We start from the raw sequence: 25,524 nt of genomic DNA, 5'->3' as shown, positions 1-25,524 counted from the left end.
TGGGATCAATAGAAAAACTCAGTCGGCCTTGATGTTTCCGTCGCGGATCACCTTGGCCCATTTGGCGGAATCGGCGCGCTGCAATGCACCGAGCTGCTGCGGCGTGCCGCCCACGAGGGTGATGCCGAGCTTGTCAGCGAGTGCGGTGACGGCGGGGTCTTTCAGCGCCTTGGCAATCTCGCCGTTCAGGCGCTGCACGACGGCGGCGGGGGTCTTGGCGGGCGCGAACACGGCATGCCACTGCTCGACCACGAAGTCCTTGAGGCCCACCTCGCTCATGGTCGGTACCTGGGGCAACGCCGGCAACCGCTGGGCCGAGGTGACGGCCAGCGCGCGCAGCTTGCCCGCCTGCACATGCGGCAGCGCGGCGGCCGCGGGCGCAAACATGAACTGCACCTGTTCACCCAGCGTGTCCTGCAACGCGGGCGTGTCCCCCTTGTAGGGCACGTGGATGTAGCGCGCGCCCGTTTGCTGTTGCAGCAACTCTGCCTGCATCTGCAGAATGGTGCCATTGCCGCCCGAGGCAAAGGCCAGCTTGCCCGGCTGCGCCTTGCCCGCAGCGACGAGGTCGGCGACGCTCTGGAACGGCTGGCCCGTGCCCACCACGAGAATGTGCGGAATCGTGCCGAGGGTGATGACGGGCTCGAAGCCTGCGATGGGGTCGTAGGGCAGTTTGCCCAGAAGGTGCGGCGCGATGGCCTGCGGGCCGACCGTGGTGCCCAGCAGCGTGTAGCCATCTGGCTGCGCTCGCGCGACGAAGGCCGCACCGATGGTGCCTGTGGCGCCGGGCTTGTTGTCCACGATCACGCTGGTGCCCAGGGCCGGGGCCAGGTGCTGCACGATGCTGCGGCCCAGCACGTCGGTACTGCCGCCCGGTGGATACGGCACGACGTAGGTGATGGTCTTGCTGCCGGGCCACTCCTGCGACAACGCGGAGCCGGCAGCAAGGACCGCGCCAGTGGCAGCAAAGACGGCCAACAGGTGGCGGCGCGTGGGAAAAAGGTTCTGTGCGTTCATGGGATCTGTCTCCTGTCGGGTTCAAAGAGGGGAAAAGCCGTAGAGCGCCTGCGGGTTGTCCACCAGCACGCGCCGCGGCGGGACGCCGGCCTGTTGCATCCAATCGTGCAGGCGGTCGATCTGCCGCGCGTCGTCGGGCATGGGCTGCACGCCGGCCGACGCCGTGGCGTGGGGCCAGTCACTGCCCCAGAGCACGCGATCGGGTGCGCAACGCAGGTAGCTGGCAGCCAGCGCGTCGAGCGCGGGGTCTTCCACCGTGCGCTGCGTACTCACGAGGTAGCCCCCAGACAACTTGATCCAGGCCCGTGCGCTCTGCAGCAGGTCCAGCAGCAGCGTGTGGGGCGCCTGCCCTATCGCATCGGGCGCGATGCGGCCGAAGTGGTCGAAGACCAGCGGCACAGGAACTCGGTGCAGCACCGGCCCCAGCGTGACCAGCAGGTCGGCAGGCATGAGCAACTGCAGATGCCAGCCCAGCGGCGCAATGCGGTGCGCCAGCGGCAGGATGGAAGCGGCGGTTCCGGTGACACCCAGCGACAGGTTGAGCCGCACGCCCCGCACGCCCAGCGCGTGCAGGCGGTCCAGCTCCGCCTCGCCTTCGCTGCCATCCAGCACCGCCACGCCCCGTGCCTGCGGCCCCAGCGCCTCCAGCCCAAGGAGCATGCTGCGGTTGTCCGCGCCGTACGTGGACGGCGTGACCAGCACCGTGCGTGTGGTACCGATGCGCCGCTGCAGCGCCCGGTAGTCCGAGACCGAGGCATCGGGCGGCAGCAGCCTTGCACCCGCAGCGGCGGGATAGCGGCTGTCATAGACATGCATGTGGCAGTCGCAGGCGCCGTTGGGCAGCACGGCAAGTGGTGCAGCCGACCCGCAAGAGAACCGTACCGGCGTGGCAGTGCAGTCGCTGGACATAGCGATGGCGGGGGAGGGTCTGGGAGGGTGCGCGTGAACCGTGGGCAGCGTCAGTCCAGGCTGGCGCCCGAGGCCTTGACGATCTGCGCCCAGCGCGGCACGTCGGTACGCAGCAGGTTGCTGAACTTCTCGGGACTGCCACCCAGCACTTCGCCGCCCTCGGAGCGCAGCTTCTCGGCCACGTCGGGCTGCTCCAGCGCGCGGTTGATGGCCTTGTTGAGCTGCTGCACGATGGCCGCCGGCGTGCCCGCGGGGGCCAATACGCCGAACCAGGTCACGGCCTCGAAGCCCTTGTAGCCCGACTCTTCCAGCGTGGGAGTGTCAGGCAACTGGGCAGAGCGCTTCGTCGATGTGAGCACGATGGCGCGCAGCTTGCCGTTGCGCACCTGGCCCAGCAGCGTGGGCACGGACGACATGTACAGGTCGATCTGGCCGCCCACCAGATCCGTCATGGCCTGGGCCGCGCCCTTGTAGGGCACGTGGCGCAGTTGGATGCCGGCGGCGTTCTCGGCCAGCTCGCCCGCCAGGTGGGCGACCGTGCCGTTGCCCGAGAAACCCAGCGTGATGCCGTCGGGCTTGGCCTTGGCGGCGGCCACCACGTCGGCAAAGGTCTTGTAGGGCGACTTGGCCGGCGCGGCCATGACGATGGGAGAGGACGACACCAGCGCCACTGGAACCAGGTCTTTCAGCGGGTCGTAGGGCAGCTTGGCGTACAGCGACGGGTTGATCGCCAGGTTGCTGGTCTGGCCCATGACCAGCGTGTAGCCGTCGGGAGCTGACTTGGCCGCGGCATCCACGCCCAGGTTGCCGCCGGCACCGGGGCGGTTGTCCACCACCACGTTCCACTGGTTCTGGTCGGCCAGCTTCTGCGCCACGGTGCGCGCAATCATGTCCGTGCCGCCGCCGGGCGGGAAGGGCACGATCAGGCGAATGGGCTTGCTGGGGTAGGCCGGTTGCGCCAGTGCGCCCGCGGTGGGCACGGCGATGGCCGCGAGGCCAAGGATGGCGGCGACGGCACGTGGGGCCAGGGCGCGCGAAAGCGTTTGAAAGGGCATGGCGTGTCTCCGTATAGGTCTTGGTGATGACGGCCCGCCAGGCGGGGGGGCCGTCTGGGCGCGACTTTAGGAAAACGTTGCAACCCATACAATATCGTTGCGTACAGCGAAACATATACCACCGTAAGCAACCTCTCATGCCCCGCTCCACGCCGCCCTCCAGCCCCGCGTCAAAGGCCGCCGTGCCCATCGCCCCCAAGCACACCACCGATGGCGCACCCTCCACGCCGGGGCGCGACGGCGGTGTGATTGCAGTGACCCGCGCGTTGCAGGTGTTGGAGGCCTTCGCCGTCGGCGAGTCCCACCTGTCGCTGGCCGAGTTGAGCCGGCGCTGCCAGTTGCACAAGACCACGGTGCTGCGGCTGGCGCGCACGCTGGCGCTGTCGGGCTACCTGGTGCAGCGCGAAGACGGCGACTGGCGGCTGGGCCCTGCCGCGGGCTGGCTGGGCGCGCGCTACAAGGCGGGCTTCGACGTGCAGAACGTGTTGGAGCCCGTGCTGCGCGCCCTGACCCAGGCGACCGGCGAGAGCGCCGCGTTCTACGTGCGCGAGGGCAATATGCGCACCTGCCTCGTGCGCGTGGAAGGTCCGCAGGCGCTGCGCCACCACGCCCGCATGGGCGAAGGGCTGCCGCTGGAGAAAGGCTCACCGGGCCGGGTCATCCTGGCGTTTTCCGGCGAGCCAGGCGAGGACTACGAGGCGATCCGCCGGCGCGGCTACCACTGGTCCATCGGCGAACGGGAACAGGGCGTGGCCACGGTGTCCGCCCCGGTGTTCGGGCGCAACTGGCGGCTGCTGGGCTGCGTGTGCATCTCAGGGCCGGAGACCCGCCTGCCCGCGGCCAGGCTGCAGGCGCTGGCGCAGACGATCATGCAGGCGGCCAACCAGCTGTCGTATGCCCTGGCGGGCAGGGCCGCGAGCACGGCTGCGCAGGCCCCAGGGGTCTGGCATCCTTGAAAACCAATTCCCTGAATGTTCGCCAGGCGGAGAAAGCCTCGCGCCCAGACGTGCGCGGCAGGCCATGCGGCTGAACAGGGTACGGGACGCAGCGGCGATACAGCGTTTTGCCCTTGCGACCGTACCCGAAGCGGCACCGGGTAAAGCCATGGGCAAGCCCTGAAGACGCCGAGCGTTTTCCCGCCTAGGGCGATGGCTTGGCCACCATCAGCCAGAAGCTCGCCACGAAGGCCAGGAACACTGGCACCCCCAGCACCACCCAGGCTATGAACAGCACGCGGAATGCGCACGGTGTACCCCCACCCTGCTGCGCCGCCTCCTGGGCCAGGTCGCGCATACGCAACTGCAGCCACACCACCGCAAGCCAGCAGGCCATCGCCACGCCATACAGCGCGAGCGACCACGCCACCCAGCCGGTCTGCAGCGGAATGCCCATCAACCGCACCAGCCAGAGGCCCGTGAGCGGCTGCACGAGGGCGGTCGTGGCGGTGAACAGCCAGTCGACGCGCACAACCCAACGCGCGACATGCGCCACCGTGCGCATGCCGGCGCTCAGCGCCGTGACCAGCAGGTAGAACGCCGAACCGACCCCCGTGCCGAAGAGCACGGTGGACGACAGGATGTGCAGCCACTTGAGCACGACTTAGTCCATGGCCGGCTTTCAGGGGGGGCAGCGGCAACCGCGCCACCGCCCCGTGCCCGCGTGGTCCTGATGGCGCACTGGCTGCAGCGGCCAGAGCAGGCCGATGAGAGCGGCGAGCGGAAGGTTCTTGGACAGCGGCCCGAACGGGTGCAACCACTATTGCGGCGCTCACACGGCCTTTGACAAGGCGATCCTACGCAGACGTAGGCCCCGGACCACGGCAGTGTCCCATTGCGGGTCAGAAAGTGATTCCACACGCAGCAATTCTTGTTCGTGCACTTTCTCAACCCAACAGGAGCGTTCACATGGCCAACACCAATCCACAGGACAACAATCGCGATAGCAACAACCGCGACACCCAGCAAAACCAGTCTTCGGGCCGCGGCTTCGCGTCGATGGACAAGGACCGTCAGCGCGAGATCGCTGCCGAAGGCGGCCGCGCCTCGCATGCGTCGGGTAATGCACACGAGTTCAATTCGCAGGAGGCACGCGATGCAGGCTCCAAGAGCCATGGCGGGCAGGGCTCGAACGCCTCGTCAGGCGGCTCCAGGAATGCCGGCGATTCCGACAACTCCCCATCGGGCAGCACCCGTGGCGGCACCAGCGAGCAACACGCACGCGCAGGCAGCCAGAGCCACAAGAACGACAACCGCTGAGGCGACGCCGCACCGGTCGCCGCGATGGCACGCGCCCTGAGGGGCTGCAAGGCGCAACCGCCGCGATGGCTGTCGCCATTGCGAGGACCTGCAGCACCGCAGACCGCCCCAACAGGGATGCGCGCCACGCGCGGGACTTGTTCATCGGTGCTTTAAGCACCGCGCGCCGTCCCAGCCACAAGCAAGTGTGCCCCGCTTTGTGCGGGGCACTTTTTGTTGACCCCAGCGGCATGCCGCGACAATGGACGGATGCTTCACTACCGCACCCTCCCCGTCACCGCGTTCCAGCAAAACAGCTCCATCGTCTGGTGCGATGAAACGATGGACGCCGCGGTCATCGACCCCGGGGGCGACCTGGATGCCCTGGTGGCAGAAGTGCAGCACCTGGGCCTGCAACTGAAGGCCATCTGGCTTACGCACGCGCACATCGACCACGCCGGTGGTACGGGCGAGCTGGCCGAGCGGCTGTCCCTGCCCATCATCGGACCGCATACGGGCGACCAGTACTGGATCAATGCGTTGCCGCAGCAAAGCGCCATGTTCGGCTTTCCGCCCGCGCGGCAGTTCACGCCCACGCGCTGGCTGCAGGACGGCGACACGGTCACCATCGGCCGCGAAACATTGCACGTGCGCCACTGTCCCGGCCACACGCCCGGCCACGTGGTGTTCCATGCACCGCAGATCGACCGCGCCTTCGTGGGCGACGTGTTGTTCGCGGGCAGCATCGGCCGCACGGACTTTCCTGGCGGCAACCACCAGCAACTGATCGACAGCATCACCCAGCGCCTGTGGCCCATGGGCGACCAGACGGTGTTCATCCCTGGGCACGGGCCGGAGAGCACCTTCGGGCGCGAGCGCCGCAGCAATCCTTATGTGGGCAATACGTGATTTGGCTATCTATTTTGTAGCTGATAGCGCTTTCCCAATAAGCTTTGCAAGCACTTGTGACTCATAGTTAACCTGCCCCTTGGCGTCGAGCGGCCCGCTGGACCTACGGACCTCCACCAGCGGCGCCAAGCAGGCGCTGGTGTCGTGATGGCGCCCGTTGGCTACACCCGCGAACGGGCCAGCTTAGGAGGGTGGCCAAAGCGCCGCCGGTACGCGGTGGCGAAGTTGGCCGCACTGGTGTAGCCCGCCACCCCCGCCGCCTGCCCCACGGTGAGACCCTCATGCTCCAGCGCATGGCGTGCGCGCTGCAGGCGGCAATCGCGCAGATGGTCGAACACGGTGGTGCCGTAGACGGCGCGGAACTGTCGCTGCAGCGTGTTGGCGTTCACGCCCGCGTGGCGCGCAATCTCGTCGAGAGACAGGCCGTCGGCCTGGCCCGAGCCCAGGAATGCATGCAGTTCGCGCAGGCGCTGGTGTTCGCGCGGACGCAGCGCGGCCGGTGCAGGCGCAGGCGGTGCAGTGGGGTGCTGGTGGAGCGTGCCCAGCGCCTCGCCCGCCAGTTCCAGCGCGCGGCTCTCCAGGTAGATGCTCTGCAGCAGCGGCTCCAGCTGCGGCGGATGCACGATCTGCTCGGCGATCGCCACGGCGCGCGGGGACACCTGCCAGGGCCGCGTCTCGAGATGTCGGTGCATGAAGTCGTCCAGCACGCCTGGAAACGCGCCGCATTGCGCCAGCCAGTTGTGCCCCAGGCCCAGATTGACCCGGCGCGAATACACGCCCCGTCGCGTGCGGCGCGTGAGCTGCTCCTGCTCGGCCACCGCTACCAGCACGGCGCTGGCCCCGCCGCGTGCGCTGGCCAGCGCCACGCGTTGGGCGCCATAGGAGACATCCACCGCGCCTTCGAGCAGCAGCACGATGCGCAGACCCGCTTCGATCTCGGCCTGCACGGTGAGATCCCCCGCCTCCGGCGCATCCTCCCAGTGCAGCAGCAGGCCTGGCCGCAACTCGCGCAGGCGCGCCAGGTGATCGCGCAGCGCAGGCTCGGCGGGCGGATTGCCGGGCGTCACAACGCAGCAAGGGGAGGCGCTGGCGGACGGTGAGCATGGGAAATGGCCGTGCATGGCGAACTGCGAGCCTCGAAGGAAAAAGACGACGGTAAAGCGCACCGAACCCCAGGGCAAGCAAACATCTTTGTTGGCGCGGCAAACAAAGGCAACGGCGGCATGTGGGATGCTAGCAGTCTCAATTCGCCAATGCAAATCATTCTCAATAAAATTAGCGATTCGCAACCCGCAGCACTGCTGATCGCTGCCTTGGATCTCCGCAACATGCCTTCCCCTTTCCGCTGCCTGCGCTGGATGCTCACCAGCGCATTGATCTCGCTGTGCGCTCTCTTCGCGGCCCATGCCCAGAGCACCTTGACGGTGACCGACCTTGCGGGCCGCACGGTGCGCATACCCGCCAAGGTCGAGCGCATTCTGCTCGGCGAAGGGCGCCTGCTGCCAGCACTGGCCGTATTCGACAAGGACGATCCCCTGCGTCGGCTGGTCGGCATGATGGGGGAGTTCGAGAAGCTTGACGAGGCCGGCTACGCGCAATGGAAGCGCCGCTTCCCGCAGATCGACCAGGTACCCCGCGTGGGCCGCACGAGCAGCGGCAGTTTCAGCGACGAGCAAGCCATCGCGCTGCGGCCGCAGGTGGCGATCTTGGGGCTCGCGGGCGGCCACGGCCCGAGCGAGCGCGACCGCGAGACCCTGGCGCGCCTGGAAGCCGCGGGTATCGCGGTGGTGTTCATCGACCTGCGTCACGAGCCCCTTGCCAACACACCACGCAGCATGCTGCTGCTGGGCGAAGTGCTGGGCAACAAGCGCGAGGCCGAAGCGTTCGTGCAATTCTGGCGCACACAGCTCGCGGTGGTCACCGACCGCCTCGCCCAGGCACGTCACACTGCCCCCACGGTGTTCCTGGAAAACCGCGTGGGCCTGTCCGAAGGCTGCTGCGACACCATGGTGGGCCTGGTCGGCAAACTGCTGGACGCGGCCGGCGCACACAACGTAGCCCGCGGACTGGTGCCGGGAGAATTCGGCACGTTGAACCCCGAGTTCCTGATCGCGCGACAGCCGCGCGTGTACATCGGCACGGGCATCGGCACGCTGGCCGCGGCCCGGCAAACGCCGCTGCGCGTCGTACTCGGCGCCGACGCCACGCCCGAGGCAGCGCGTGCCTCGCTCGCGCGCGCCATGCAGCGCCGCGGCATCGCGCAGTTGCAGGCCGTCCGGGAAGGCCGCGCCTACGCCATGTGGCACCACTTCTACAACTCGCCGTTCAACGTGGTGGCCGTGCAGGTGTTCGCCCAGTGGCTGCACCCCACGCTGTTCGCCGACCTCGACCCGCGTGCCACGCTGCAGACGATGTACGCGCGTTTCCAGCCGATTGCACTGGAAGGCGTCTACTGGACGGCGCTCACGCCATGAGCCTTGCCGCGCAGCTCCCAGAAACGCACGCCACAGCCCCGGGCGCAAGTGCTTCCGTCTCGCTCACCTACACCCGCCGCACCCTACTGGGCCTGGGCGCCCTGTCGGTCCTACCCGGCTGCGCCCGGCTGACGCTGGAGCAGGCGCCCCCCGTCGCGCTGCCGGGCACGCGCTGCATCGACGTCGCCTCCGGCGACCACACGCACCGCATCATGCTAGCGGTGCCGCCCGCGGCTCCGCCCCCGCAGGGTTGGCCCGTGCTCTACGTGCTGGATGGCGACCTGGTGTTCGCGCTTGCCGCGCAACTCATGCGCAATCGCTTCGCGCGCGGCCCCGGCACCCCGGCGCAGGGCGCCGTGGTGGTGGGCCTGGGTTATGCCGGCGACCGGGTGCTGGACCTGGACGCGCGCACCTACGACTACACGCCATCCGCACCCGGCCCTGCCACGGACGGGCGCGGCCGCCGCGAGGGCGGAGCCGACGGGTTCCTCGATTTCATCCACGCCACGGTGCGTCCGCAGGTGGAGCGGGCCGTGCGCACTGACATGGCGCGGCAGACCCTCTTCGGCCATTCCTATGGTGGCCTGTGCGTGTTGCACGCGCTGTTCACACGGCCCGGTGGCTTTCAGAACTACGTGGCCGCAAGCCCGTCCGTGTGGTGGCGCGACGGCTTCATCCTGCAGGAACAGGCAGGCTTTCGCGCCGCACGCCGCGGCGATGCGGCCCCTGTGCGCCTGCTCGTCACCCTGGGCGAGCGCGAGGCACAGCGGCCCGACGACCCCGCCCGCGCCGCCATCGCACGCGAGCGGCGCAGCGCCGAGCACCTGCACACGCTGCTCGACGGCCTGCGCGGTACGCCGGGACTGGACTGGCGCTTCCTGTCTTTCCCCGGCGCCGGCCATGGGGACAGCATGGCGCCCGCCGTGCAGCAGGCGCTGGCGCTCGCCATCGGAGACGGCGCATGACCGCGCTGGCCGCGCGCTATCGCCGCTTTGCCGCGCTGCGCCTGTGGCTGCTGGCAGCCATGGCCGTGGTGCTCTGCCTCACGCTCGCGCTCGATCTCGCCACCGGCCCTTCCGGCCTGCCGTTCACCGACGTAGCGGCCGGGCTGCTGCAACCCGGCAGCCTGTCCCTGGAGCAGCGCGTAATCCTCTGGGAGGTGCGCCTGCCCTACGCGGTGATGGCATTGCTGGTGGGCGCGTCCCTGGGCCTGGCGGGCGCTGAGATGCAGACCGCACTCAACAACCCGCTGGCCAGCCCCTTCACGCTGGGCCTGTCGGCAGCAGCGGCCGTCGGCGCATCCATCGCCGTCGTGGGCGGCTTCACACTCATGGCCTTCGGCGAGAACCTGGCCGTCCCGCTCTCGGCCTTCGTCTGCGCGGCGGCGGCCACGCTGCTGATCCAGTTGCTTGCGTGGCGCTACGGCGCCACGGTGGACACGGTGGTGCTGTTCGGCATCGCGCTGCTGTTCAGCTTCGAGGCGCTGCTGTGGCTCATGCAGTTCATCGCCGACAGCAATGCGCTGCAGCAGATCGTTTTCTGGACCATGGGCAGTCTCGCGCGCGCCACCTGGAACAAGATCGCCCTCGTGGCCGCCGTGCTGTTGCTGTGCGCGGTCTGGTCCGCCAGGAATGCCTGGCCGCTCACCGCGCTGCGCGCTGGCGAGGACCAGGCCCGCAGCTTCGGCATCGCGGTCGAGCGGCTGCGCCTCATCACGTTGTTGCGCGTGAGCCTGCTCGCAGGCACGGCGCTCTCGTTCGTGGGAACAATTGGCTTCGTGGGCCTGGTGGGGCCGCACATCGCGCGGTTGCTGCTGGGCGAGGACCACCGCTACTACCTGCCAGGGGCTGCACTTGCGGGCGCGCTCATGCTCTCGGGCGCCTCCATCCTCAGCAAGGTGCTGGTGCCCGGCGTGGTCCTGCCCATCGGCATCATCACCGCGCTGGTGGGCGTGCCCATGTTCCTGGCCCTGGTGCTGGGCCGCCGGAGGGGCGCATGAGCGCGGGGCTGGAGCTGCGCCGCCTGAGCGTGGGCTACCCGCGCCGGCCCGTATTCGAAGGGCTGGACCTGGAATGCGTCGCCCCAGGCGCGCTCGTGGCGCTCGTCGGCCCGAACGCCGTGGGCAAGTCCACGCTGCTTAAGGCGATCGCCGGGCTGCGGCCGGCACGCGGACAGGTGCTGCTGGACGGCACCGACCTCGCCACCCTGCCCCCGCGCGCACGCCTGCGCCGCGTGGGCTACCTGCCCCAGGCACTGCCCCAGGCCACCTCGCTCGTGGCTTACGAGGCCATGCTGAGCGCGCTGCGCGCGAGCCGCCCCGAACTGGGCCGCGAACCGGCCGAGGCCGCCATCGCCGGCGTGTTCGCCGCGCTGGAACTCGATGCGCTGGCCCTGCGCCCCCTGGCCGAACTCTCCGGCGGGCAGCGTCAGATGGTCGGTCTGGCCCAGGTGCTGGTGCGTGCGCCGCGCCTGATGCTGCTGGACGAGCCCACCAGCGCGCTCGACCTGCGTTGGCAACTAAGGGTGCTGCACGCCGTGCGCGCCCTGGTAGCCGAAGGGCGAACGCTCGCCGTGATCGCATTGCACGATCTGAACCTGGCCTTGCGTTTTTGCGACCACATCGTGGTGCTGGGCCAGGGCCACCCGCACAACCGCCTCCTCGCCGCCGGCCGCCCGGCCGAGGTCCTCACGCCCCCGCTGCTGCAAGCCGCCTACGGCGTGCGCGCGCGCGTGGAACGCTGCAGCCTGGGCCACCCCCTGGTGCTGGCCGACGAAGCGAGCTCCCCCACACACGACGTCCCATGATCCACGCCCGCGGCCATGTGCGCACCCCCGAGGCCAGCCGCTGGCTGCAGCGCCTGTGCCACCACTTCAGTCGAAAGATCGCCGTGCGCTATGACGAGCACGAGGGCCACGCCGAGTTCCCCTGGGGCCTGTGCGACATGCACGCCGACGACACCGCGCTGCACTTCGCATGCCGTGCGCAGGACGCGCAGCAGTTGGCGCGCGTGCGCTTCGCCATCGACGAGCACGTGAAGTTGTTCTCGCGCAAGCACCCGCTGGCGGTGCAGTGGCACGCATGCACACCTGCAGCCGACGGCACGCCGTAGCGCCCATCCACCAGACATCGTTTTTTTGTGCTTGAGGATAGAACTATGCAGAACCCTTCGATCCGCCAACCGCGGCTCCATTCCATCGCGCTGGCGTTGCTGGCAACCGGGGCCGGCTCGGCGGCCCTGGCCCAGGCGGCAGCGCCCGCCGCAGGTGAGGCCGCCGCCCTGCCGCAAGTCACCGTGCGCAGCAAATACGAGCGCGAGGACCTGCCCGTGCGTGCGCCCGGCCACAAGGCCGCCTCGGGCGCGCGCCTGGGCATCCTGGGGGCCACCTCCATCATGGAGGCGCCCGTGCACGTCAACGCCTACACCCGCGAACTCGCCGAGGACTGGTCGGCCCTCACGCTGCAGGACGTGCTGGAGAACGACGCGGCCGTGGTCTTCACCACCAACAAGAACCACATGCTGCAGAACTTCAACCTGCGCGGCCTGGACATGAACGCGATGGACATCGCCACCAATGGCCTGTACGGCATCGCGCCGTCCAACTCGGTGCCGATCGAAATGTTCGAGCGCGTGGAGGTGCTGCGCGGGCCGAACGTGCTGCTCTCCGGCATGCCGCCCCTGTCCAGCGTGGCAGGCACCGTGAACATGGTGACCAAGCGTGCGCTGGCCCAACCCATTGCGGACCTGACGCTGACTTATGGCACGCACTCCTACTTCCAGGCCCACGCCGACGTGGGCAAACGCTTCGGTGATGAAAAGCGCCTGGGCGTGCGCTTCAATGGTGTTTATGGCGATGGCGAGATGGGCGCCAAGGACGAGAGCCAGACCCGCCGCGTCGGCGCGCTGGGACTGGACTACCTGGGCGACCGCTCCCGCTTCTCGCTGGACCTGTACAACAGCGTCAACAAGATCGACAACGGCAGCCCCGGCATCTTCAACTTCCTGGGCAATGCGTCGATCCGCGGCGTCGGCTACCTGCTGGAGGCGCCCTCCGGTGACACCAACATGTTCCGAGGCACCCATGGCAAGTACGACAACAGCGGCGCGCTGGCCCGCGCGGAGTTCGACTTCACACAGGACTGGCAGGGTTACTTCGCGCTGGGCGGCTCCGAAGCCGAGGGCAAGGGCTTGCTGTTCGGCACCCGCGCCTTCGTCACCGGCGCGGACGGCACCACCCGCGGCGCGATCTACCACGTGCACACCCAGTCCGAGCGCCGCACGGCCGAGGCCGGGGTGATCGGCAAGTTCGAGACGGGCGCTGTCCGCCACCGCTTGCAGTTGTCTGCCAATCTCCTCAAGCACAAGGAAGGGAGCGTGAACACGGCCTGCAACTACTGCTACACCACGAACATGTACGAGCCGTTGGTCCCCAGCTTCCCGGCGGCGCCGGTGTGGAAGGGCTACACCACCGAGACCGAGTTCCGCTCGCTGGCCGTGGCCGACACCCTCGCCTTCGCCGGCGAGAAGCTGCTGCTGACCGTGGGCGGGCGCCACCAGACGGTGAAGACGCCGCTGGTGAACGGCGTGGCCAGCGACTACAGCAAGAGCCGCTTCTCGCCCATGGTGGCCGCCGTCGTGCGCCCCTGGGGTGACGATATTGCCCTGTTCGGCAACTACACCGAGGGGCTGGAGCCCGGCCAGACCGTGGGTGTAGGCTATGCCAACGCGGGCGAATCGCTCGCCCCCCGCGTCACCAAGCAGGCGGAGCTCGGCGTGAAGCTGCAAACGGGTGCGCTGACGCACACCTTCAGCGCCTACCAGATCAAGCGCCCCTCGTTCACCGGCGTTGCCCCCGCCGCCCTGGTGGAGGACGGCGAGCAGCGCCTGCGCGGTCTGGAGTGGAGCCTGTACGGCATGCTGACCGAGAACCTGTCGCTGCTGGGCGGTATCACGCGCATCGAGTCCGAGCAGCGCAACACCGGCCGGGAAACCTTTGGCGTGCCGGAATGGCGGCTGCGCATCGGCGCCGACTGGCAGACCCCTGTGCAGGGCCTGAAGGTGGGGGGCCGCGTGATCCACACCGGCTCACAATGGGCCGACTCCGGCAACCGCATCCGCGTACCGTCGTGGAACCGCCTGGACCTGAACGCCAGCTACGCCGCCACTTTCGGCGCCACCCCCGTGCGCTTCAACGCCAGCGTGGAGAACGTGACCGACAAGAACTACTGGATCGGCACGTTCGGCGATGGCTTCGTGATGCCTGGCGCACCACGCACCTTCAAGGTGTCCGCAACGGTCTCGTTCTGACGAGGCTCAGCGCGCCCCGCCGGCCGCATGCATGCGGCCGGGACCGCTGCCCAATGCCCGACGCACGCCATGCCCGTCTTCACCCTCCTCGGCCTGGCCGCCAGCACGCTGGCCTGCCTGTGCCTCTACGCCGCCTCGCCCCACCAGCGCCTGTGGGCGGCGCCCTGGCCGCTCCGCCCCGCACGCATCGCGGGCGCGGCGCTGCTGCTGCTCTCCTGGCTGGCGCTGGTGCAGGACCTGCACCGCCTGGCCGCCGCCTTCGTCCTGGGCACCACGCTGATGCTGGCGCTCGCCGTACTGCCCTATGCAGGAGCACTGATCCATGCCCGCCGCACGCCATGACCCCATCCGGCCCGACTGGGTCTCCAAAACCCTGGCCGGCTTGGTGCTGGGCCTTTGCCTGGCCCTTATCGCCTCAGCCCTGCTGATGACGCAACTGCGCGACATGCCGCTTGCGGTGGGCGGGCAGCTCGCCATGTGGCTGGTGCCCCCGGTGTGGCTGGGCGTGCTGTCCGGCGTGTATTTCTTCAGAAGCGGCCGGCACGCCTGGGCCTGGCTGCTGGGCGCCAATGCCGTGGGCCTGGGCCTGTGGTGGCTGCTGTGGCAAGGGGGCGCGGCATGAGGGCCGACCACGTTCGCATCTACAAGTCCGTTCATACCTGGACGGGCATCCTGAGCGGCCTGGCGCTGTTCATCGCGTTCTACGCCGGGGCGCTCACGGTGTTCAAGGAGCCCTTGCGCCAATGGTCCACGCCGCCCGCGGCCGGCATGCAGCCCGTGCCGATGGACGAGGCACAGCCGCTCATCGCGCAAGCCCTGGCCACCGTGCCCCCCTCCGTGCGCGCCACGGTGCTCTCGCTGCGGGGCGATGGCGCTATTCCGCGCCTGGAATGGCAGGTACGCGCGCCCGGCGCCGACGACCACGACGAGGGCGCCGCCCGCCACTACTCCGCCACGCTGGGCGCGGACGGCAGCTTGCAGGTGCGCGAACAACCACCATCACGGCTGGTGGAGTTCATCGACGTGCTGCACCGCGTCGTCGGACTGCCCGTGGATTCGGACCCGAACCGCTGGGTCATGGGGGCGGTCTCGGCGCTGTACTTCGTGGCGCTGGTCTCCGGCGTCGTGGTGCTGCTGCCCTCGCTGGCCAAGGATTTCTTCGCACTGCGCGTGGGCAAGAACACCAAGCGCATGTGGCTGGACGCGCACAACGTGGTGGGCATCGTCAGCCTGCCGTTTCACATGGTCATGGCACTGAGCGCCGTGGTGTTCGCCTACCACGACCAGATCTACGCCCTGCAGGACAGGCTGCTGCACCAGGGCCGGTGGTCGCAGTCCTCCGCCAGGCCCCCGGCGCTGCCCGGCGCCGCGTCAGCGCGCGACCCCGCCGACATGCTCCTGCCATCGCAGCTCGTGCGTATCGCCAGGCAAGCGGCGCCGGGCTTCGAGCCCACCGCCCTGCACTACGCGCAAGTGACGGGCCCGCGGCCCCTGGTGCGTGTGTGGGGCAAACACCCCCAGGACATCGCGCCGCGCGCCATGGGCGGGTTTGCCGCGATCGATCCGTACAGCGGCAAGCTCCTGTCGGCCGACTACCTCCCGGGCGCGCAGAGTACGCCCAACCTGCTCATCAGCAGCTTCTTCGCGCTGCACATGGCCTCGTTCGGTGGCACGGCCGTGCTGTGGCTGTACTTCCTGCTGGGGCTGGCGGGCGCATGGCTGTTCTACAGCGGCAATCTGCTGTGGGTCGAGACACGGCGCAAGGCCCAGCGCAAGGGCGTGGGCACCAGCGGCGCCCTGCCCGAGCAGCGGCGCGACACGGCCCTGATGGCCGCCGCCACGGTGGGCGTGTGCATCGGCTGCGTGGCCGGCCTGTCGCTGACCCTGGCCGCGGCCAAGTGGCTGCCGGGGCGCGTGCAGGACATGGCCGCCTGGCACGTGGGCATTTATTACGCGGTGTTTTTCGCCAGCGTGGTCTGGGCCTTCTTTCGTGGCGCGGCGCGCGCGGCCGCGCCGCTGCTGTGGCTGGCAGTGGCCTGCACGCTGGCCATCCCCGCCTCCAGCCTGCTGGGCTGGTTGGCACCAGGCGCCGGTGCCTGGGCGGATGGCGCGCTGCTGGGCGTGGACCTCACTGCGCTCGCAGGGGCGCTGGCACTGGCGTGGATGGCGCGCGCCACGGCGCGGCGCGTACGCAGCGGGCCACGGGACAGCGTCTGGTCCGCGCCCATGCGCAGGAAAGAATCCGAATAAAAACAAGCTCCATCGCTTATCCCATAAGCGCTGACAGCTATATTTTCCATAGCATTATCCGCGCCGCGATGCCTGGTACAGCCCCTGCACCTTGGGCACGTTCTGCTCCAGCTCGCGGATGCGGTCGGGCCCCGACGGGTGGGTGGACAGGAACGCGATGCCGCCGTTGCCCGTGGCCTCGCCCATCTTGCGCCACAGGCTCACGGCGGCCTGGGGGTTGTAGCCCGCGCGGGCGGCCAGCTCCAGGCCGACCAGGTCCGCGTCGGTCTCGTCGGAGCGGCTGAACTTGAGCGTGAGCAGCTGCGTCCCCAGGTTGGCGGCTGCATTGCCCAGGTCGCCCAGGCCCAGCAGCTGCGCGCCCAGCGACAGGCCGATGCTGGTGGCCTGGCTCTTGGCCACGCGCGAGCGCGCATGCTCGCGCAGCGCGTGGGCCATCTCATGGCCCATGACCATGGCGATCTCGTCGTCGGTCAGCTTGAGCTGGTCCAGGATGCCCGTGTAGAACGCAATCTTGCCGCCGGGCATGCAGAAGGCGTTGATCTGCTTGCTGCCGATCAGGTTGACCTCCCAGCGCCACTGCGCGGCGCGGCTGTTCCACTGCGCGGCGTACGGAATGATCTGCCGCGCGATCGCGCGCAGCTTGAGCAGCTGGGGGTGGTTGTCCGGCGCCAGTGCGCGCTTGGCCTTGGCCTGCGCCAGCAACTGGCTGTACTGCTGGACAGCGGAGTCTTCCAGCGTCTCGGCCGGCACCAGCCGGCGCATGCCCGAGGCCGACCCCACCTCCACCTGCGCCGCGACCGGCAGCACGAGCGTGCCAGCCGCCGCCAGCACGAAGGCGCGGCGCGCCTGCCAGGTGCCGCCCCGCGCGGCACAGCAACGGCAGCCCGCATCCACGGGCAACGGGGGCACAGAGACGGTGGGGCTGTTCATGGGCAGCAGTCTAGCGGCGCGCGTCACCGCCTGCATGTAGGCGGGCAGGCACTGCGCCACGACGGCAGCGGGAACCATGCGCGGGTCAATCGTCGTTGTCTTCCCATTCGCGGCGCCAGCGCTTGTATGCCTTCTTCTGCTCCTTGTGATGGCGTTTGCGCCACTTCTTCCATTCGTCGTGGTCATCGTCATCGTCGCGCCAGTGGGGCGCGTACACGGGCTGTGGCACGACCATCACGGGGCGCGGCGCATAGACGGGGCGGGGCACGACGTAGGCGGGTGGCGGCGCCACATACACCGGGGCCGGCTCGGCATAGATGGGGCCTGGAAGGCCGATGCCCACGCTCACGTTCACTTCGGCTTGGGCACAGGCGGCCGCCAGGCCCAGGAGGGCCGCGACCGCGCGCTGGCGATGGTTCATGGGTTGTCCTTTACGCACCGGCCGACGCGGATGCGCCGGCCCTGGCCTTTCAGGCAACGGCAGCCTGCCCGGCCGGGTTGACCGCCGGCTGTAACCAAACGCCAGCAAGTGCAAGCTCAGGCAGCGGCGGCGCCCGCAGCAGGCCGGGTTGTGCGCAGTTCCGCCCAGATCACCAGCAACAGGCCCGCCAACACCGCCGCCAGCCCGCCATAGGCCATGGCGGAAGGTGACTCGCCCACCACCGCCACGGCCAACGCAAAGGCGGTCACCGGCTCGGCCAGCGCCAGCGTCACGCCGGTGGCGCCGCTGATGTGGCGCAGCGCCGTGCTGAACAGCAGGTAGGCCACGCCCGTGGCCACCAGGCCCAGGTACAGCACGATGCCCAGCGCCCCCGGCGCCACCGTGGGCGCGCCGCCCAGCAGCAACGCCACGGGCAGCGACAGCAGGCCCGCCGTGCCGAACACGGCCAGGTTCACGACGGCCGCGCCGGCCTGCGCCACCAGGCGCTTGTTGGTCAGCGCATACATGGCGTACGCCAGCCCCGCCAGCAGGCACAGGGCGATGCCGGTCCAGGGGGCGCGCACCGTGCTGCCGCCGTCCAGCGCCATGGCCGCGCCGCCCGCCACGCCCAGCAGCGTGCCCAGCCACCATACGGGGGCCGGCAGCCGCCGCTGCGCCACGGTCTGCAGCAGGCCCGCCCAGATCGGGCCGCTACCGATGGCCAGGGCCGTGCCCAGGGCCACGCCGGCGGACTTCACGCCCGCGAAGAAGCTCAGGTTGTACGTGGCCACGCAGGCGCCCGCCAGCAGCACCGGTCCCCAGCGCAGGCCGCCGCCGCGGCGCACGCGCCAGGCGGGCCAGGCCAGCAGGGCGAAGAAGGCGCTGGCGATCACCAGGCGCAAAGCGCCCACCCAGTAGGGCGACAGCCCCGCGGGCGCCAGGCTTTGCGCCGTGCCGGTGGTGCCCCAGAGCATGGCGGCCAGCAGCACCATGGCAATGCTGCGAATCGATGCGGTGTTCATGCCTGCGATGGTGCCCGCACGCCGCAGGGCAACTATCGAGCAACGCGCGTGGTGCCGCGCGCTTTACTTCATTATTGATAGCTGCTTGCGCTTATCCATCAAGCGCTGGATGCCGTTTTGGCTTGTATCCGCAGCGCCCGCGCCCCCAAGCCCCGCTCGCGCCGCAGCGCATAGGCCAGGGCGCTGGCGCTGGCGTAGCCGCAGCGCAGGGCCGTGGCCTCCAGCGACTGGCCGCGGGCCAGGGCGCGCTCGGCCAGGTCCAGCCGCCGCGCGCGCAGCCACTGCTGGGGCGTGTCGCCCGTCAGCTCCAGCAGCCGCGCGTGAAAGCGCGCCGCGCTCAGGTGGAACAGCCGCGCCATGCGGGCGGTGGGCCAGTCCTCGTGCAGGGCCGCGTCCACGGCGGCACACAGGGCGGCCAGGTCCAGCCCGCGGCGCGCCAGCACGCGCGGGGCCTGCAGCAGCAGCGCCAGGCGCGCGGCCGCGCCACCGGGCTCGGGCACGGTGCGCGCCGCCGCGGGCACGGCGAAGCGGCGCACGCGGTCCACCGCGGCCTGCGCCGGCACGTCGATCACCAAGATGCGCGTGTCCGGGCGGGCCAGGTAGCCATGCTCGGTGCCCGCGGGCACCACCATGCCGCAGGCCGTGTCCACGAAGGCGGCGCGGCCGGCCACCTCCAGCTCCATGCGCCCCTGCAGCGCGTACAGCACCTGCGCATGGGCGTGCGCATGGGCCTGGTGCTCGCCACCATAGTGGCGCACCGAAGCGACGGGGTGCAGCAGCGCGGATGCGGAACGGGCCATGCTCAAATACTAGGGCAATGCCGCTCTGGCTTTTTCACGACCGCGCCTCTTTTCCGCATCCATGCCGCCTGACGCCCCCGCATCCGCCGCCGCCCGCCGCTCCTGGCGCCAGGCCTGGCTCGTCTACCTGGAGCCCGCGAGCCTGCGCATGCTGGCCCTGGGCTTTTCAGCAGGCCTGCCGCTGCTGCTGGTACTGGGCACGCTGAGCTTTCGGCTGCGCGAGGCGGGCATCGACCGCACGACCATCGGCTACCTGTCGTGGGTGGGGCTGGCCTATGCGTTCAAGTGGGTCTGGTCGCCGCTGGTGGACCGCCTGCCGCTGCCGCTGCTCACGCGCTGGCTGGGGCGGCGGCGCAGCTGGCTGCTGCTGGCGCAAGGTGTGGTGGCCGCGGGCCTCGTCGGTATGGCGCTGGCCGACCCGCGCCAGGGGCTGGACGCCATGGTGTGGTGCGCACTGCTGGTGGCCATTGGCTCGGCCACGCAGGACATTGCGCTGGATGCGTTCCGCATAGAGTCTGCCGACACCGACCACCAGGCCGCGCTGGCCGCCACTTACCAGACGGGCTACCGCCTGGCCATGATCTGGGCCGGCGCGGGCGTGCTGTGGGTGGCTGCCCGCGCGGAGGACGCCAGCCTAAGCGGCTACCAGGCCGGCGCCTGGACCACGGCCTACCTCGTCATGGCCGCATCCATGCTGGTGGGGGTGGTGACGGTGCTGCTGTCGCCCGAGCCCACGCCGCGCCCACTGCCGCCCGCGCGCAACCTGGGCGAGTGGCTGCATGGCGCGGTGGTGGCGCCGTTTGCCGACTTCATCCGGCGCTACCGCTGGCAGGCGGCGCTGATCCTGGCGCTGATCGCCGTGTACCGCATCAGCGACGTGGTCATGGGCATCATGGCCAACCCGTTCTACGTGGACATGGGTTACACCAAGGACGAGGTGGCCGCCGTGACCAAGGTCTTCGGCGTGGTGATGACGCTGGCCGGCGCCTTCGTGGGCGGCGTGCTATCCATGCGCCTGGGGGTAATGCGCGTGCTGATGCTGGGCGCGGTGCTCAGCGCCCTGAGCAACCTGCTGTTCGCCTGGCTGGGACAGCGCGGGCACGATGTCACCGGCCTGGTGCTGGTGGTCTCGGCCGACAACCTCGCGGGCGGCATCGCCTCGGCCGCGTTCATCGCCTACCTGTCCAGCCTGACCAACGTGCAGTACTCGGCCACGCAGTACGCGCTGTTCAGCTCCATGATGCTGTTGCTGCCCAAATGGCTCGCGGGCTTCTCGGGCCAGTTCGTGGACGCGCAGGGCTACAGCGCGTTCTTCACGGGCACGGCCCTGCTGGGCCTGCCGGTGCTGCTGCTGGTGGCGCTGGCGTCCAGAGCCCAATCACCCTCCAGCGCTTGATGGACAAGCGCGGGCAGCTATCAAAACGATACCCACAACGGTTTACCTAACTTTACCCGGCCGACAACCCTGCGAGATGCCGCGCGGGGAACATGGCAGTCCAGAAAGGCCCACCCACCCATGAGTTCGCAACTGCTGATGATCGAAGACGACCACCGCCTCGCGCAGATGGTGGGCGAGTACCTCGGCCAGTCCGGGCTGCAGGTCACGCACATGGCCGACGGCGCCAGCGGCCTGGCGCGGCTGCAGGCGCCCGAGGGCGGACAACTGCCCGACCTGGTGATCCTGGACCTGATGCTGCCCGACATCGACGGCCTGGAGGTGTGCCGGCGCATCCGCGCGCTGCCGGGCGCCGCCGCCCAGGTGCCGGTGCTGATGCTCACGGCCAAGGGCGACCCCATGGACCGCGTGATCGGACTGGAGATAGGCGCCGACGACTACCTGCCCAAGCCCTTCGAGCCGCGCGAGCTGCTGGCGCGCATCCGCGCCATCCTGCGCCGGCGCGAGAGCGGCGCCCAGCCGGCCACGCAGGTGCTGCGCTTCGGCTCGCTGGAGATCGACCGCGACGCGCGCACCGTCAGCGTGCACGGCCAACCGGCGGAGCTGACCTCCTACCAGTTCGACCTGCTGGTGACCATGGCCGAGCGCGCGGGTCGCGTGCTCACGCGCGACCAAATCATGGAGGCCGTGCGCGGGCGCGAGCTGGAGGCGTTCGACCGCTCCATCGACGTGCACATGGGCCGCATCCGCGCGGCCATCGAGGCGGACCCCAAGAACCCGCGCCGCATCCTCACCGTGCGCGGCGTGGGCTATGTCTTCGCCAAGCAGCAGGACTGACCTGCCTCTTTTGAAAAGCCCCGCACGCATGTCCCTCATCAGCCCCTTCTCCCGCCGCCTGTACCTGCGCATCTGGCTGGCCGTGGTCGGGGGCGTGCTGGTGTTCGCCTTCGCCGTGGGCATGGCCTGGCGCTGGGCGGCCGAGCAGAACCAGCAGCAGCCGCCCTCGCGCGAGATCCGCATCACGGACGCCGCGGGCCGCACGCTGGTGGATGGCGTGGGCCTGCGCCAGCGGCGCGACCCCAGCGAAGGCGTGCTCTACCGCATCGAGAGCGCCACGGGCGAGGTGTTCGAGATGCACCTGTCCCCGCGCCCGCCCCGCCCGCGCCCCGACGAGCGCGGTCCCGCCGCGTGGTTCCGCCCGCCCTTCGGCTTTCTGTGGATGCTCGCGCTGGTGGGCATTGCCGTGACCGTGGGGGTGTTCCCCATCATCCGCCGGCTGATGCAGCGGCTGGAGCAACTGCAGCGCAGCGTGCAACGCTTCGGCGAGGGCGACCTGTCGGTGCGCGTGGCCGAGCAGGGCCATGACGAGGTGGCGGCGCTGGCGCGCCAGTTCAACGCCGCCGCCGCGCGCATCGAGACGCTGGTGCAGTCGCACAAATCGCTGCTGGCGAATGCCTCGCACGAGTTGCGCTCGCCGCTCACGCGCATCCGCATGGGGCTGGAGCTGATGCAGGGCGGCACGCCCTCGCCCGCATTCCGCGCCGAGATTGAACGCAACATCGCCGAACTGGACCAGTTGGTGGACGAGATCCTGCTGGCCAGCCGCCTGGATTCCGGCGCCGCCGATGTGGGCACGGTCGAGCCCGTGGACCTGGTGGGCCTGGCCGTGGAGGAATGCGTGCGCGTGGACGCCGAACTGCACGTAGGCTCCGGCGATGGTGCAGACGCCATGACGGCGCCCGTCGAAGTACCGGGCGTGTCCAAGCTGCTGCGCCGCGCGGTGCGCAACCTGCTGGAGAACGCGCGGCGCCACAGCCAGGGCAAGATCACCCTCACCCTCACGCGCGAAGGGCACGACGCCGTGCTGCGCGTGTGCGACCACGGCCCGGGCGTGCCGCCCGCGCAGCGCGAACGCATCTTCGAGCCCTTCTACCGCTTGCCGGGCGCCAGCGAACGCTCGGGCGGTGTGGGCCTGGGCCTGGCGCTGGTGCGCTCCATCGCGGCGCGCCATGGCGGCAGCGTGGTGTGCGAGGACCGACCCGATGGCGCGGCGGGCGCCTGCTTCACCCTGCGCCTGCCGGTCACACGCTGAGCGTCGGCGCACACGCCCTTGCCTCAGCAGGCACATTCGCCCATGTTGTAGGGTGGCGCTATTCCCGTTCCGCAAGGCCTGCCCATGACCGCCGCCGCGCCCTTCTTTGCACCTGCGCCGCCGCTGCAGGTGGCGCACTGGTTCAACACCCCCGAGCCGCTCACGCTGGACAGCCTGCGCGGGCGCGTGGTGGTGCTGCACGCTTTTCAGATGCTGTGCCCTGGCTGCGTGGAGCACGGCATCCCGCAGGCGCGGCGCGTGCATGAGGCGTTTGCGCCGGATCAACTCGTCGTGATCGGCCTGCACACGGTGTTCGAGCACCACGCCGTGCAGGGCACGCCAGAGGCGCTGCAGGCCTTCATCCACGAATACCGGCTGCGCTTTCCCATCGGCCTGGACCAGCCCGATGCGCCGCGCAGCATTCCACGGACCATGCAGAGCCTGTCGCTCAGCGGAACGCCCAGCCTGGTGGTGCTGGACCCGCAGGGCCGCGTGCGCCTGCACCACTTCGGCCATCTGGACGATCTGCGGCTGGGCGCGCTGCTGGGCCGGCTGCTGGCAGAACCCACGCCAGCCGCCCCGGCGACCGTGCCCGCCACGGGCTGCGACGATGGCGGCTGCCCACTGCCCGATCAGCCCCGCCCATGAACATGACCCCCTTGCCTTCCCAACCCACGGCCCTGGGCACGCTGCGCGCCGTGCTCACCGGCCGCGCGCAACCCTACACCCGCCCCGGCAGCCGCAGCGCCATTGCCAAGCAGGCACGCAGCGGCCCCGTCGCCGTAGGCGCGGAGGGACTGGACGGTGACGAGCAGGGCGACCTGCGCGTGCATGGCGGCCCCGACAAGGCCGTGCACTGCTATGCATGGCCGCAGTACACGCCCTGGCGCGAGGAGCTGGCGGGCCACGCCGCGGCGCAGGCGCTGCTCGCGCAGCCCGGTGCCTTTGGCGAGAACTTCAGCCTGGACGGCGTGCAGGAGGCCCAGGTGTGCATTGCGGACCAGTGGCACATCGGCAGCGCCGTTTTCGAGGTCAGCCAGGGCCGCCAGCCCTGCTGGAAGCTGAACGACCGCTTCCAGGTGCCCGACATGGCGCTGCGCGTGCAACGCAGCCTGCGGGCGGGTTGGTATCTGCGTGTTCTGCAACCCGGGACGGTGCAGGCGGGCGACACTGTCTGGCTGCTCGCGCGGCCACAGCCCGCGTGGCCCATCGCACGGCTGCTGGAGGTGATCGACCGGCGCGACTGCACACCCGCCACGCTGCGCGACATCCTCGCTCTGCCGCTGCCGCCGTCATGGCAGCGGCTGTTCCAGCGGCGCCTGGACAGCGGACAGAGCGAGGCCTGGGACGCGCGCCTGCAAGGGCAGCACTGACGGCCTGTCAGGCGCGCTGCGGCCAGCGCCAGGCCGACCAGCCGTACATCGCCGCGCCGGCCACCAGTGCCCCCGCCGCCAGCGCCAGCCCCCGGGCAAAGCCCTGTCCGGCATCGGCGTGCGCGAGCAGCCACGCCACCAGCGGCGGACCCGCGATCTGGCCCAGGCCGTAGACGGCCGTGACCAGGCTCGCAAAGCTGTCGGCAGACTGCGGCCACAGGCGCCGCGCCTCCTGCAGGCCGTAGAAGGTGATGGCCGTGAACGGCAGGCCCACCAACGCGCTGCTGAGTGCAAAGCCCGCCGGCGTGGGCCAGAGCAGCCCCAGCACGATGCCCAGCGCCTGCAGCGCATACGCCGCCAGCAGCAGCCAGCGCCGGTCCCAGGCGCTGGGCGCGCGCGTGCTGAGCGCCGCGCCCACGGCCACGCCCGCGCCGAACATCGGCCAGAACAGGTCGGGCCAAGGCGAGCCAGGCGGTAACGCGGCACGCGCGATCACGGGCAGGAAGGTGGCGGTCACGATGTAGCCCAGCCCCGCCAGGCCGTACGCCACGGCGTGCACGCCGCGCGCCGCCAGGGTGCCGGCGTTTCCCCCCTGCGCGGCCGCGCGGGGCTGGGCACCGGCGTCGGCCTTGACTGCGCGGCCGCGCACCACGGGCCACACGCCCACGCACAGCAGCACCGAGAGCACCCCGAAGACCACCCAGCCCGAGGCCGCACGCCACTGCGCTGCCACCATCGCGCTGGCGGCCAGCCCCGTGAGCACGATGCCCACGCCCGGCCCGCAGAAGATCAGCCCGCCCATGGCCGGGCGGCCCAGCACCGCCAGGCGCACCATGCACCAGGCCGCCACGTTCAGCAGCACGAAGGCGCTGGCGGCCCCGGCCGCAAAGCGCAGCGCCGGCCAGGCGACGGCCACGGGCAGCGCCATCGCCAGCGTGAGCAGCACCGTGGCCACCAGCCCGGCACGCGCCAGCCGCGCCGGATGCCAGCGCGCATAGAAGCCCGGTGCCACCCAGGGCAGTGCCATGCAGGCCAGCGCCCCCAGCAGGTAACCCACGTAATTGGCCGTGGCCAGCCAGCTGCCCTCGGTGAGGGTCAGCACCCCGTCGTGCAGCATCATGGGCAGCAGCGGGGTGAACGCGAACCGCCCCACGCCCATGGCCACCGCCAGCGCCAGCATGCCGGCCAGGGCCACAGCATGGGGCCGCTCGCTCCAGTGCAGGGCGGGCCCGCGGGGCGCGGGCGCAGCAATCGACGGGGTGGCTTGTGGTTCCATGGCGCGGTCTCCGGCGGTATGATCGCCATCAATCTTTTTTTAAGATGATTTTTTGACAAA

At 70.1% G+C, this 25,524-nt stretch carries 27 protein-coding genes; 17 read left to right on the top strand and 10 right to left on the bottom strand.

Going from position 1 to position 25,524, the window contains the following annotated elements:
* Positions 1 to 18 precede the first annotated feature (18 nt).
* From QY917_RS14970 to QY917_RS14960, 3 genes are read right to left on the bottom strand one after another with little or no spacing between them, the layout of a single operon-like run.
* Entirely contained in the window at positions 19 to 1,017 is a 999-nt protein-coding gene (locus tag QY917_RS14970; protein ID WP_123675283.1) for a tripartite tricarboxylate transporter substrate binding protein, read from the bottom strand.
* 21 nt (positions 1,018 to 1,038) lie between these two features.
* Positions 1,039 to 1,926, bottom strand: a complete 888-nt coding sequence (locus tag QY917_RS14965) for an amidohydrolase (protein WP_123675284.1) — start codon at positions 1,924 to 1,926, stop codon at positions 1,039 to 1,041.
* A 50-nt stretch (positions 1,927 to 1,976) separates the two neighbouring features.
* Positions 1,977 to 2,981 carry a tripartite tricarboxylate transporter substrate binding protein gene (locus QY917_RS14960; RefSeq protein WP_123675285.1) on the bottom strand — a complete coding sequence of 335 codons (1,005 nt, stop codon included), beginning with the start codon at positions 2,979 to 2,981 and terminating at the stop codon, positions 1,977 to 1,979.
* A 137-nt stretch (positions 2,982 to 3,118) separates the two neighbouring features.
* On the opposite strand from QY917_RS14960, the gene QY917_RS14955 reads away from it, so the two are divergent.
* Positions 3,119 to 3,937 carry an IclR family transcriptional regulator gene (locus tag QY917_RS14955; protein ID WP_123675286.1) on the top strand — a complete coding sequence of 273 codons (819 nt, stop codon included), beginning with the start codon at positions 3,119 to 3,121 and terminating at the stop codon, positions 3,935 to 3,937.
* Between the two features lie 184 nt (positions 3,938 to 4,121).
* Here the strand turns inward: QY917_RS14955 and QY917_RS14950 are convergent, their stop codons facing one another.
* Positions 4,122 to 4,577 (bottom strand): DUF2269 domain-containing protein, encoded by a 456-nt coding sequence (locus tag QY917_RS14950; protein ID WP_287965259.1) that lies wholly within the window; start codon positions 4,575 to 4,577, stop codon positions 4,122 to 4,124.
* Between the two features lie 308 nt (positions 4,578 to 4,885).
* Between QY917_RS14950 and QY917_RS14945 the strand changes: the two genes are divergently transcribed.
* Together QY917_RS14945 and QY917_RS14940 are read left to right on the top strand one after the other, a co-directional pair.
* Positions 4,886 to 5,236 carry a KGG domain-containing protein gene (locus QY917_RS14945; RefSeq protein ID WP_123675287.1) on the top strand — a complete coding sequence of 117 codons (351 nt, stop codon included), beginning with the start codon at positions 4,886 to 4,888 and terminating at the stop codon, positions 5,234 to 5,236.
* 249 nt (positions 5,237 to 5,485) lie between these two features.
* On the top strand, positions 5,486 to 6,124 hold the full coding sequence (locus tag QY917_RS14940) for an MBL fold metallo-hydrolase (protein WP_123675288.1): 639 nt from the start codon (positions 5,486 to 5,488) through the stop codon (positions 6,122 to 6,124).
* Between the two features lie 161 nt (positions 6,125 to 6,285).
* On the opposite strand, the gene QY917_RS14935 is transcribed toward QY917_RS14940, so the two are convergent.
* A complete protein-coding gene (locus QY917_RS14935; protein WP_302077739.1) occupies positions 6,286 to 7,191 on the bottom strand; it encodes an AraC family transcriptional regulator in 906 nt (301 codons plus the stop codon).
* A 291-nt stretch (positions 7,192 to 7,482) separates the two neighbouring features.
* Here QY917_RS14935 and QY917_RS14930 point away from each other — a divergent pair, with 291 nt between their 5' ends.
* The 9 genes from QY917_RS14930 to QY917_RS14890 all read left to right on the top strand — a co-directional run bounded on the left by QY917_RS14930 (position 7,483) and on the right by QY917_RS14890 (position 16,154).
* Entirely contained in the window at positions 7,483 to 8,598 is a 1,116-nt protein-coding gene (locus tag QY917_RS14930) for an ABC transporter substrate-binding protein (RefSeq protein WP_123675567.1), read from the top strand.
* On the top strand, positions 8,595 to 9,563 hold the full coding sequence (locus tag QY917_RS14925; RefSeq protein ID WP_123675290.1) for an alpha/beta hydrolase: 969 nt from the start codon (positions 8,595 to 8,597) through the stop codon (positions 9,561 to 9,563). Before QY917_RS14930 ends, QY917_RS14925 begins: the two co-directional genes overlap by 4 nt.
* On the top strand, positions 9,560 to 10,597 hold the full coding sequence (locus tag QY917_RS14920) for an iron ABC transporter permease (protein ID WP_123675291.1): 1,038 nt from the start codon (positions 9,560 to 9,562) through the stop codon (positions 10,595 to 10,597). Before QY917_RS14925 ends, QY917_RS14920 begins: the two co-directional genes overlap by 4 nt.
* A complete protein-coding gene (locus tag QY917_RS14915) occupies positions 10,594 to 11,403 on the top strand; it encodes an ABC transporter ATP-binding protein (protein WP_123675292.1) in 810 nt (269 codons plus the stop codon). Before QY917_RS14920 ends, QY917_RS14915 begins: the two co-directional genes overlap by 4 nt.
* On the top strand, positions 11,400 to 11,708 hold the full coding sequence (locus QY917_RS14910) for a DUF2218 domain-containing protein (RefSeq protein WP_123675293.1): 309 nt from the start codon (positions 11,400 to 11,402) through the stop codon (positions 11,706 to 11,708). The genes QY917_RS14915 and QY917_RS14910 overlap by 4 nt, the downstream gene beginning before the upstream one ends.
* A 45-nt stretch (positions 11,709 to 11,753) precedes the next feature.
* On the top strand, positions 11,754 to 13,904 hold the full coding sequence (locus QY917_RS14905; protein WP_123675294.1) for a TonB-dependent siderophore receptor: 2,151 nt from the start codon (positions 11,754 to 11,756) through the stop codon (positions 13,902 to 13,904).
* Positions 13,905 to 13,973: 69 nt separating this feature from the next.
* Positions 13,974 to 14,246, top strand: a complete 273-nt coding sequence (locus QY917_RS14900; RefSeq protein WP_123675295.1) for a hypothetical protein — start codon at positions 13,974 to 13,976, stop codon at positions 14,244 to 14,246.
* The gene (locus QY917_RS14895) at positions 14,227 to 14,526 is read left to right on the top strand and encodes a hypothetical protein (protein WP_123675296.1); all 300 of its coding nucleotides are present in this window, start codon (positions 14,227 to 14,229) and stop codon (positions 14,524 to 14,526) included. Before QY917_RS14900 ends, QY917_RS14895 begins: the two co-directional genes overlap by 20 nt.
* Positions 14,523 to 16,154 (top strand): PepSY domain-containing protein, encoded by a 1,632-nt coding sequence (locus tag QY917_RS14890; RefSeq protein ID WP_123675297.1) that lies wholly within the window; start codon positions 14,523 to 14,525, stop codon positions 16,152 to 16,154. The genes QY917_RS14895 and QY917_RS14890 overlap by 4 nt, the downstream gene beginning before the upstream one ends.
* Before the next feature lie 54 nt (positions 16,155 to 16,208).
* On the opposite strand, the gene QY917_RS14885 is transcribed toward QY917_RS14890, so the two are convergent.
* The 4 genes from QY917_RS14885 to QY917_RS14870 form a co-directional block, all read right to left on the bottom strand.
* The gene (locus QY917_RS14885) at positions 16,209 to 17,084 is read right to left on the bottom strand and encodes a M48 family metallopeptidase (RefSeq protein WP_088888628.1); all 876 of its coding nucleotides are present in this window, start codon (positions 17,082 to 17,084) and stop codon (positions 16,209 to 16,211) included.
* A gap of 85 nt (positions 17,085 to 17,169) precedes the next feature.
* Positions 17,170 to 17,505 (bottom strand): hypothetical protein, encoded by a 336-nt coding sequence (locus tag QY917_RS14880; RefSeq protein WP_012655318.1) that lies wholly within the window; start codon positions 17,503 to 17,505, stop codon positions 17,170 to 17,172.
* A gap of 116 nt (positions 17,506 to 17,621) precedes the next feature.
* Positions 17,622 to 18,527 carry a DMT family transporter gene (locus QY917_RS14875; protein WP_123675298.1) on the bottom strand — a complete coding sequence of 302 codons (906 nt, stop codon included), beginning with the start codon at positions 18,525 to 18,527 and terminating at the stop codon, positions 17,622 to 17,624.
* Between the two features lie 98 nt (positions 18,528 to 18,625).
* The gene (locus QY917_RS14870) at positions 18,626 to 19,327 is read right to left on the bottom strand and encodes a helix-turn-helix domain-containing protein (protein ID WP_012655316.1); all 702 of its coding nucleotides are present in this window, start codon (positions 19,325 to 19,327) and stop codon (positions 18,626 to 18,628) included.
* Between the two features lie 61 nt (positions 19,328 to 19,388).
* On the opposite strand from QY917_RS14870, the gene QY917_RS14865 reads away from it, so the two are divergent.
* The 5 genes from QY917_RS14865 to QY917_RS14845 all read left to right on the top strand — a co-directional run bounded on the left by QY917_RS14865 (position 19,389) and on the right by QY917_RS14845 (position 24,188).
* Complete coding sequence (locus tag QY917_RS14865; RefSeq protein WP_123675299.1) at positions 19,389 to 20,723, top strand: MFS transporter; 1,335 nt, start codon at positions 19,389 to 19,391, stop codon at positions 20,721 to 20,723.
* 120 nt (positions 20,724 to 20,843) lie between these two features.
* On the top strand, positions 20,844 to 21,560 hold the full coding sequence (locus QY917_RS14860) for a response regulator transcription factor (RefSeq protein ID WP_047350236.1): 717 nt from the start codon (positions 20,844 to 20,846) through the stop codon (positions 21,558 to 21,560).
* A gap of 28 nt (positions 21,561 to 21,588) precedes the next feature.
* Positions 21,589 to 22,815 (top strand): ATP-binding protein, encoded by a 1,227-nt coding sequence (locus QY917_RS14855; protein ID WP_123675300.1) that lies wholly within the window; start codon positions 21,589 to 21,591, stop codon positions 22,813 to 22,815.
* 84 nt (positions 22,816 to 22,899) lie between these two features.
* Positions 22,900 to 23,463 (top strand): redoxin domain-containing protein, encoded by a 564-nt coding sequence (locus tag QY917_RS14850; protein WP_103736839.1) that lies wholly within the window; start codon positions 22,900 to 22,902, stop codon positions 23,461 to 23,463.
* Complete coding sequence (locus QY917_RS14845) at positions 23,460 to 24,188, top strand: MOSC domain-containing protein (protein WP_123675301.1); 729 nt, start codon at positions 23,460 to 23,462, stop codon at positions 24,186 to 24,188. The genes QY917_RS14850 and QY917_RS14845 overlap by 4 nt, the downstream gene beginning before the upstream one ends.
* Before the next feature lie 7 nt (positions 24,189 to 24,195).
* Here QY917_RS14845 and QY917_RS14840 read toward each other — a convergent pair whose 3' ends face one another.
* The gene (locus QY917_RS14840; protein WP_123675302.1) at positions 24,196 to 25,464 is read right to left on the bottom strand and encodes a YbfB/YjiJ family MFS transporter; all 1,269 of its coding nucleotides are present in this window, start codon (positions 25,462 to 25,464) and stop codon (positions 24,196 to 24,198) included.
* Positions 25,465 to 25,524 lie beyond the last annotated feature (60 nt).

Origin of the sequence: Diaphorobacter sp. C33, from assembly GCF_030503915.1 — a bacterium.
GTDB lineage: Bacteria > Pseudomonadota > Gammaproteobacteria > Burkholderiales > Burkholderiaceae_C > Diaphorobacter > Diaphorobacter nitroreducens.
Note: the sequence above shows the minus strand (reverse complement) of the source record. Positions and strands in the feature narration are given on the sequence as shown.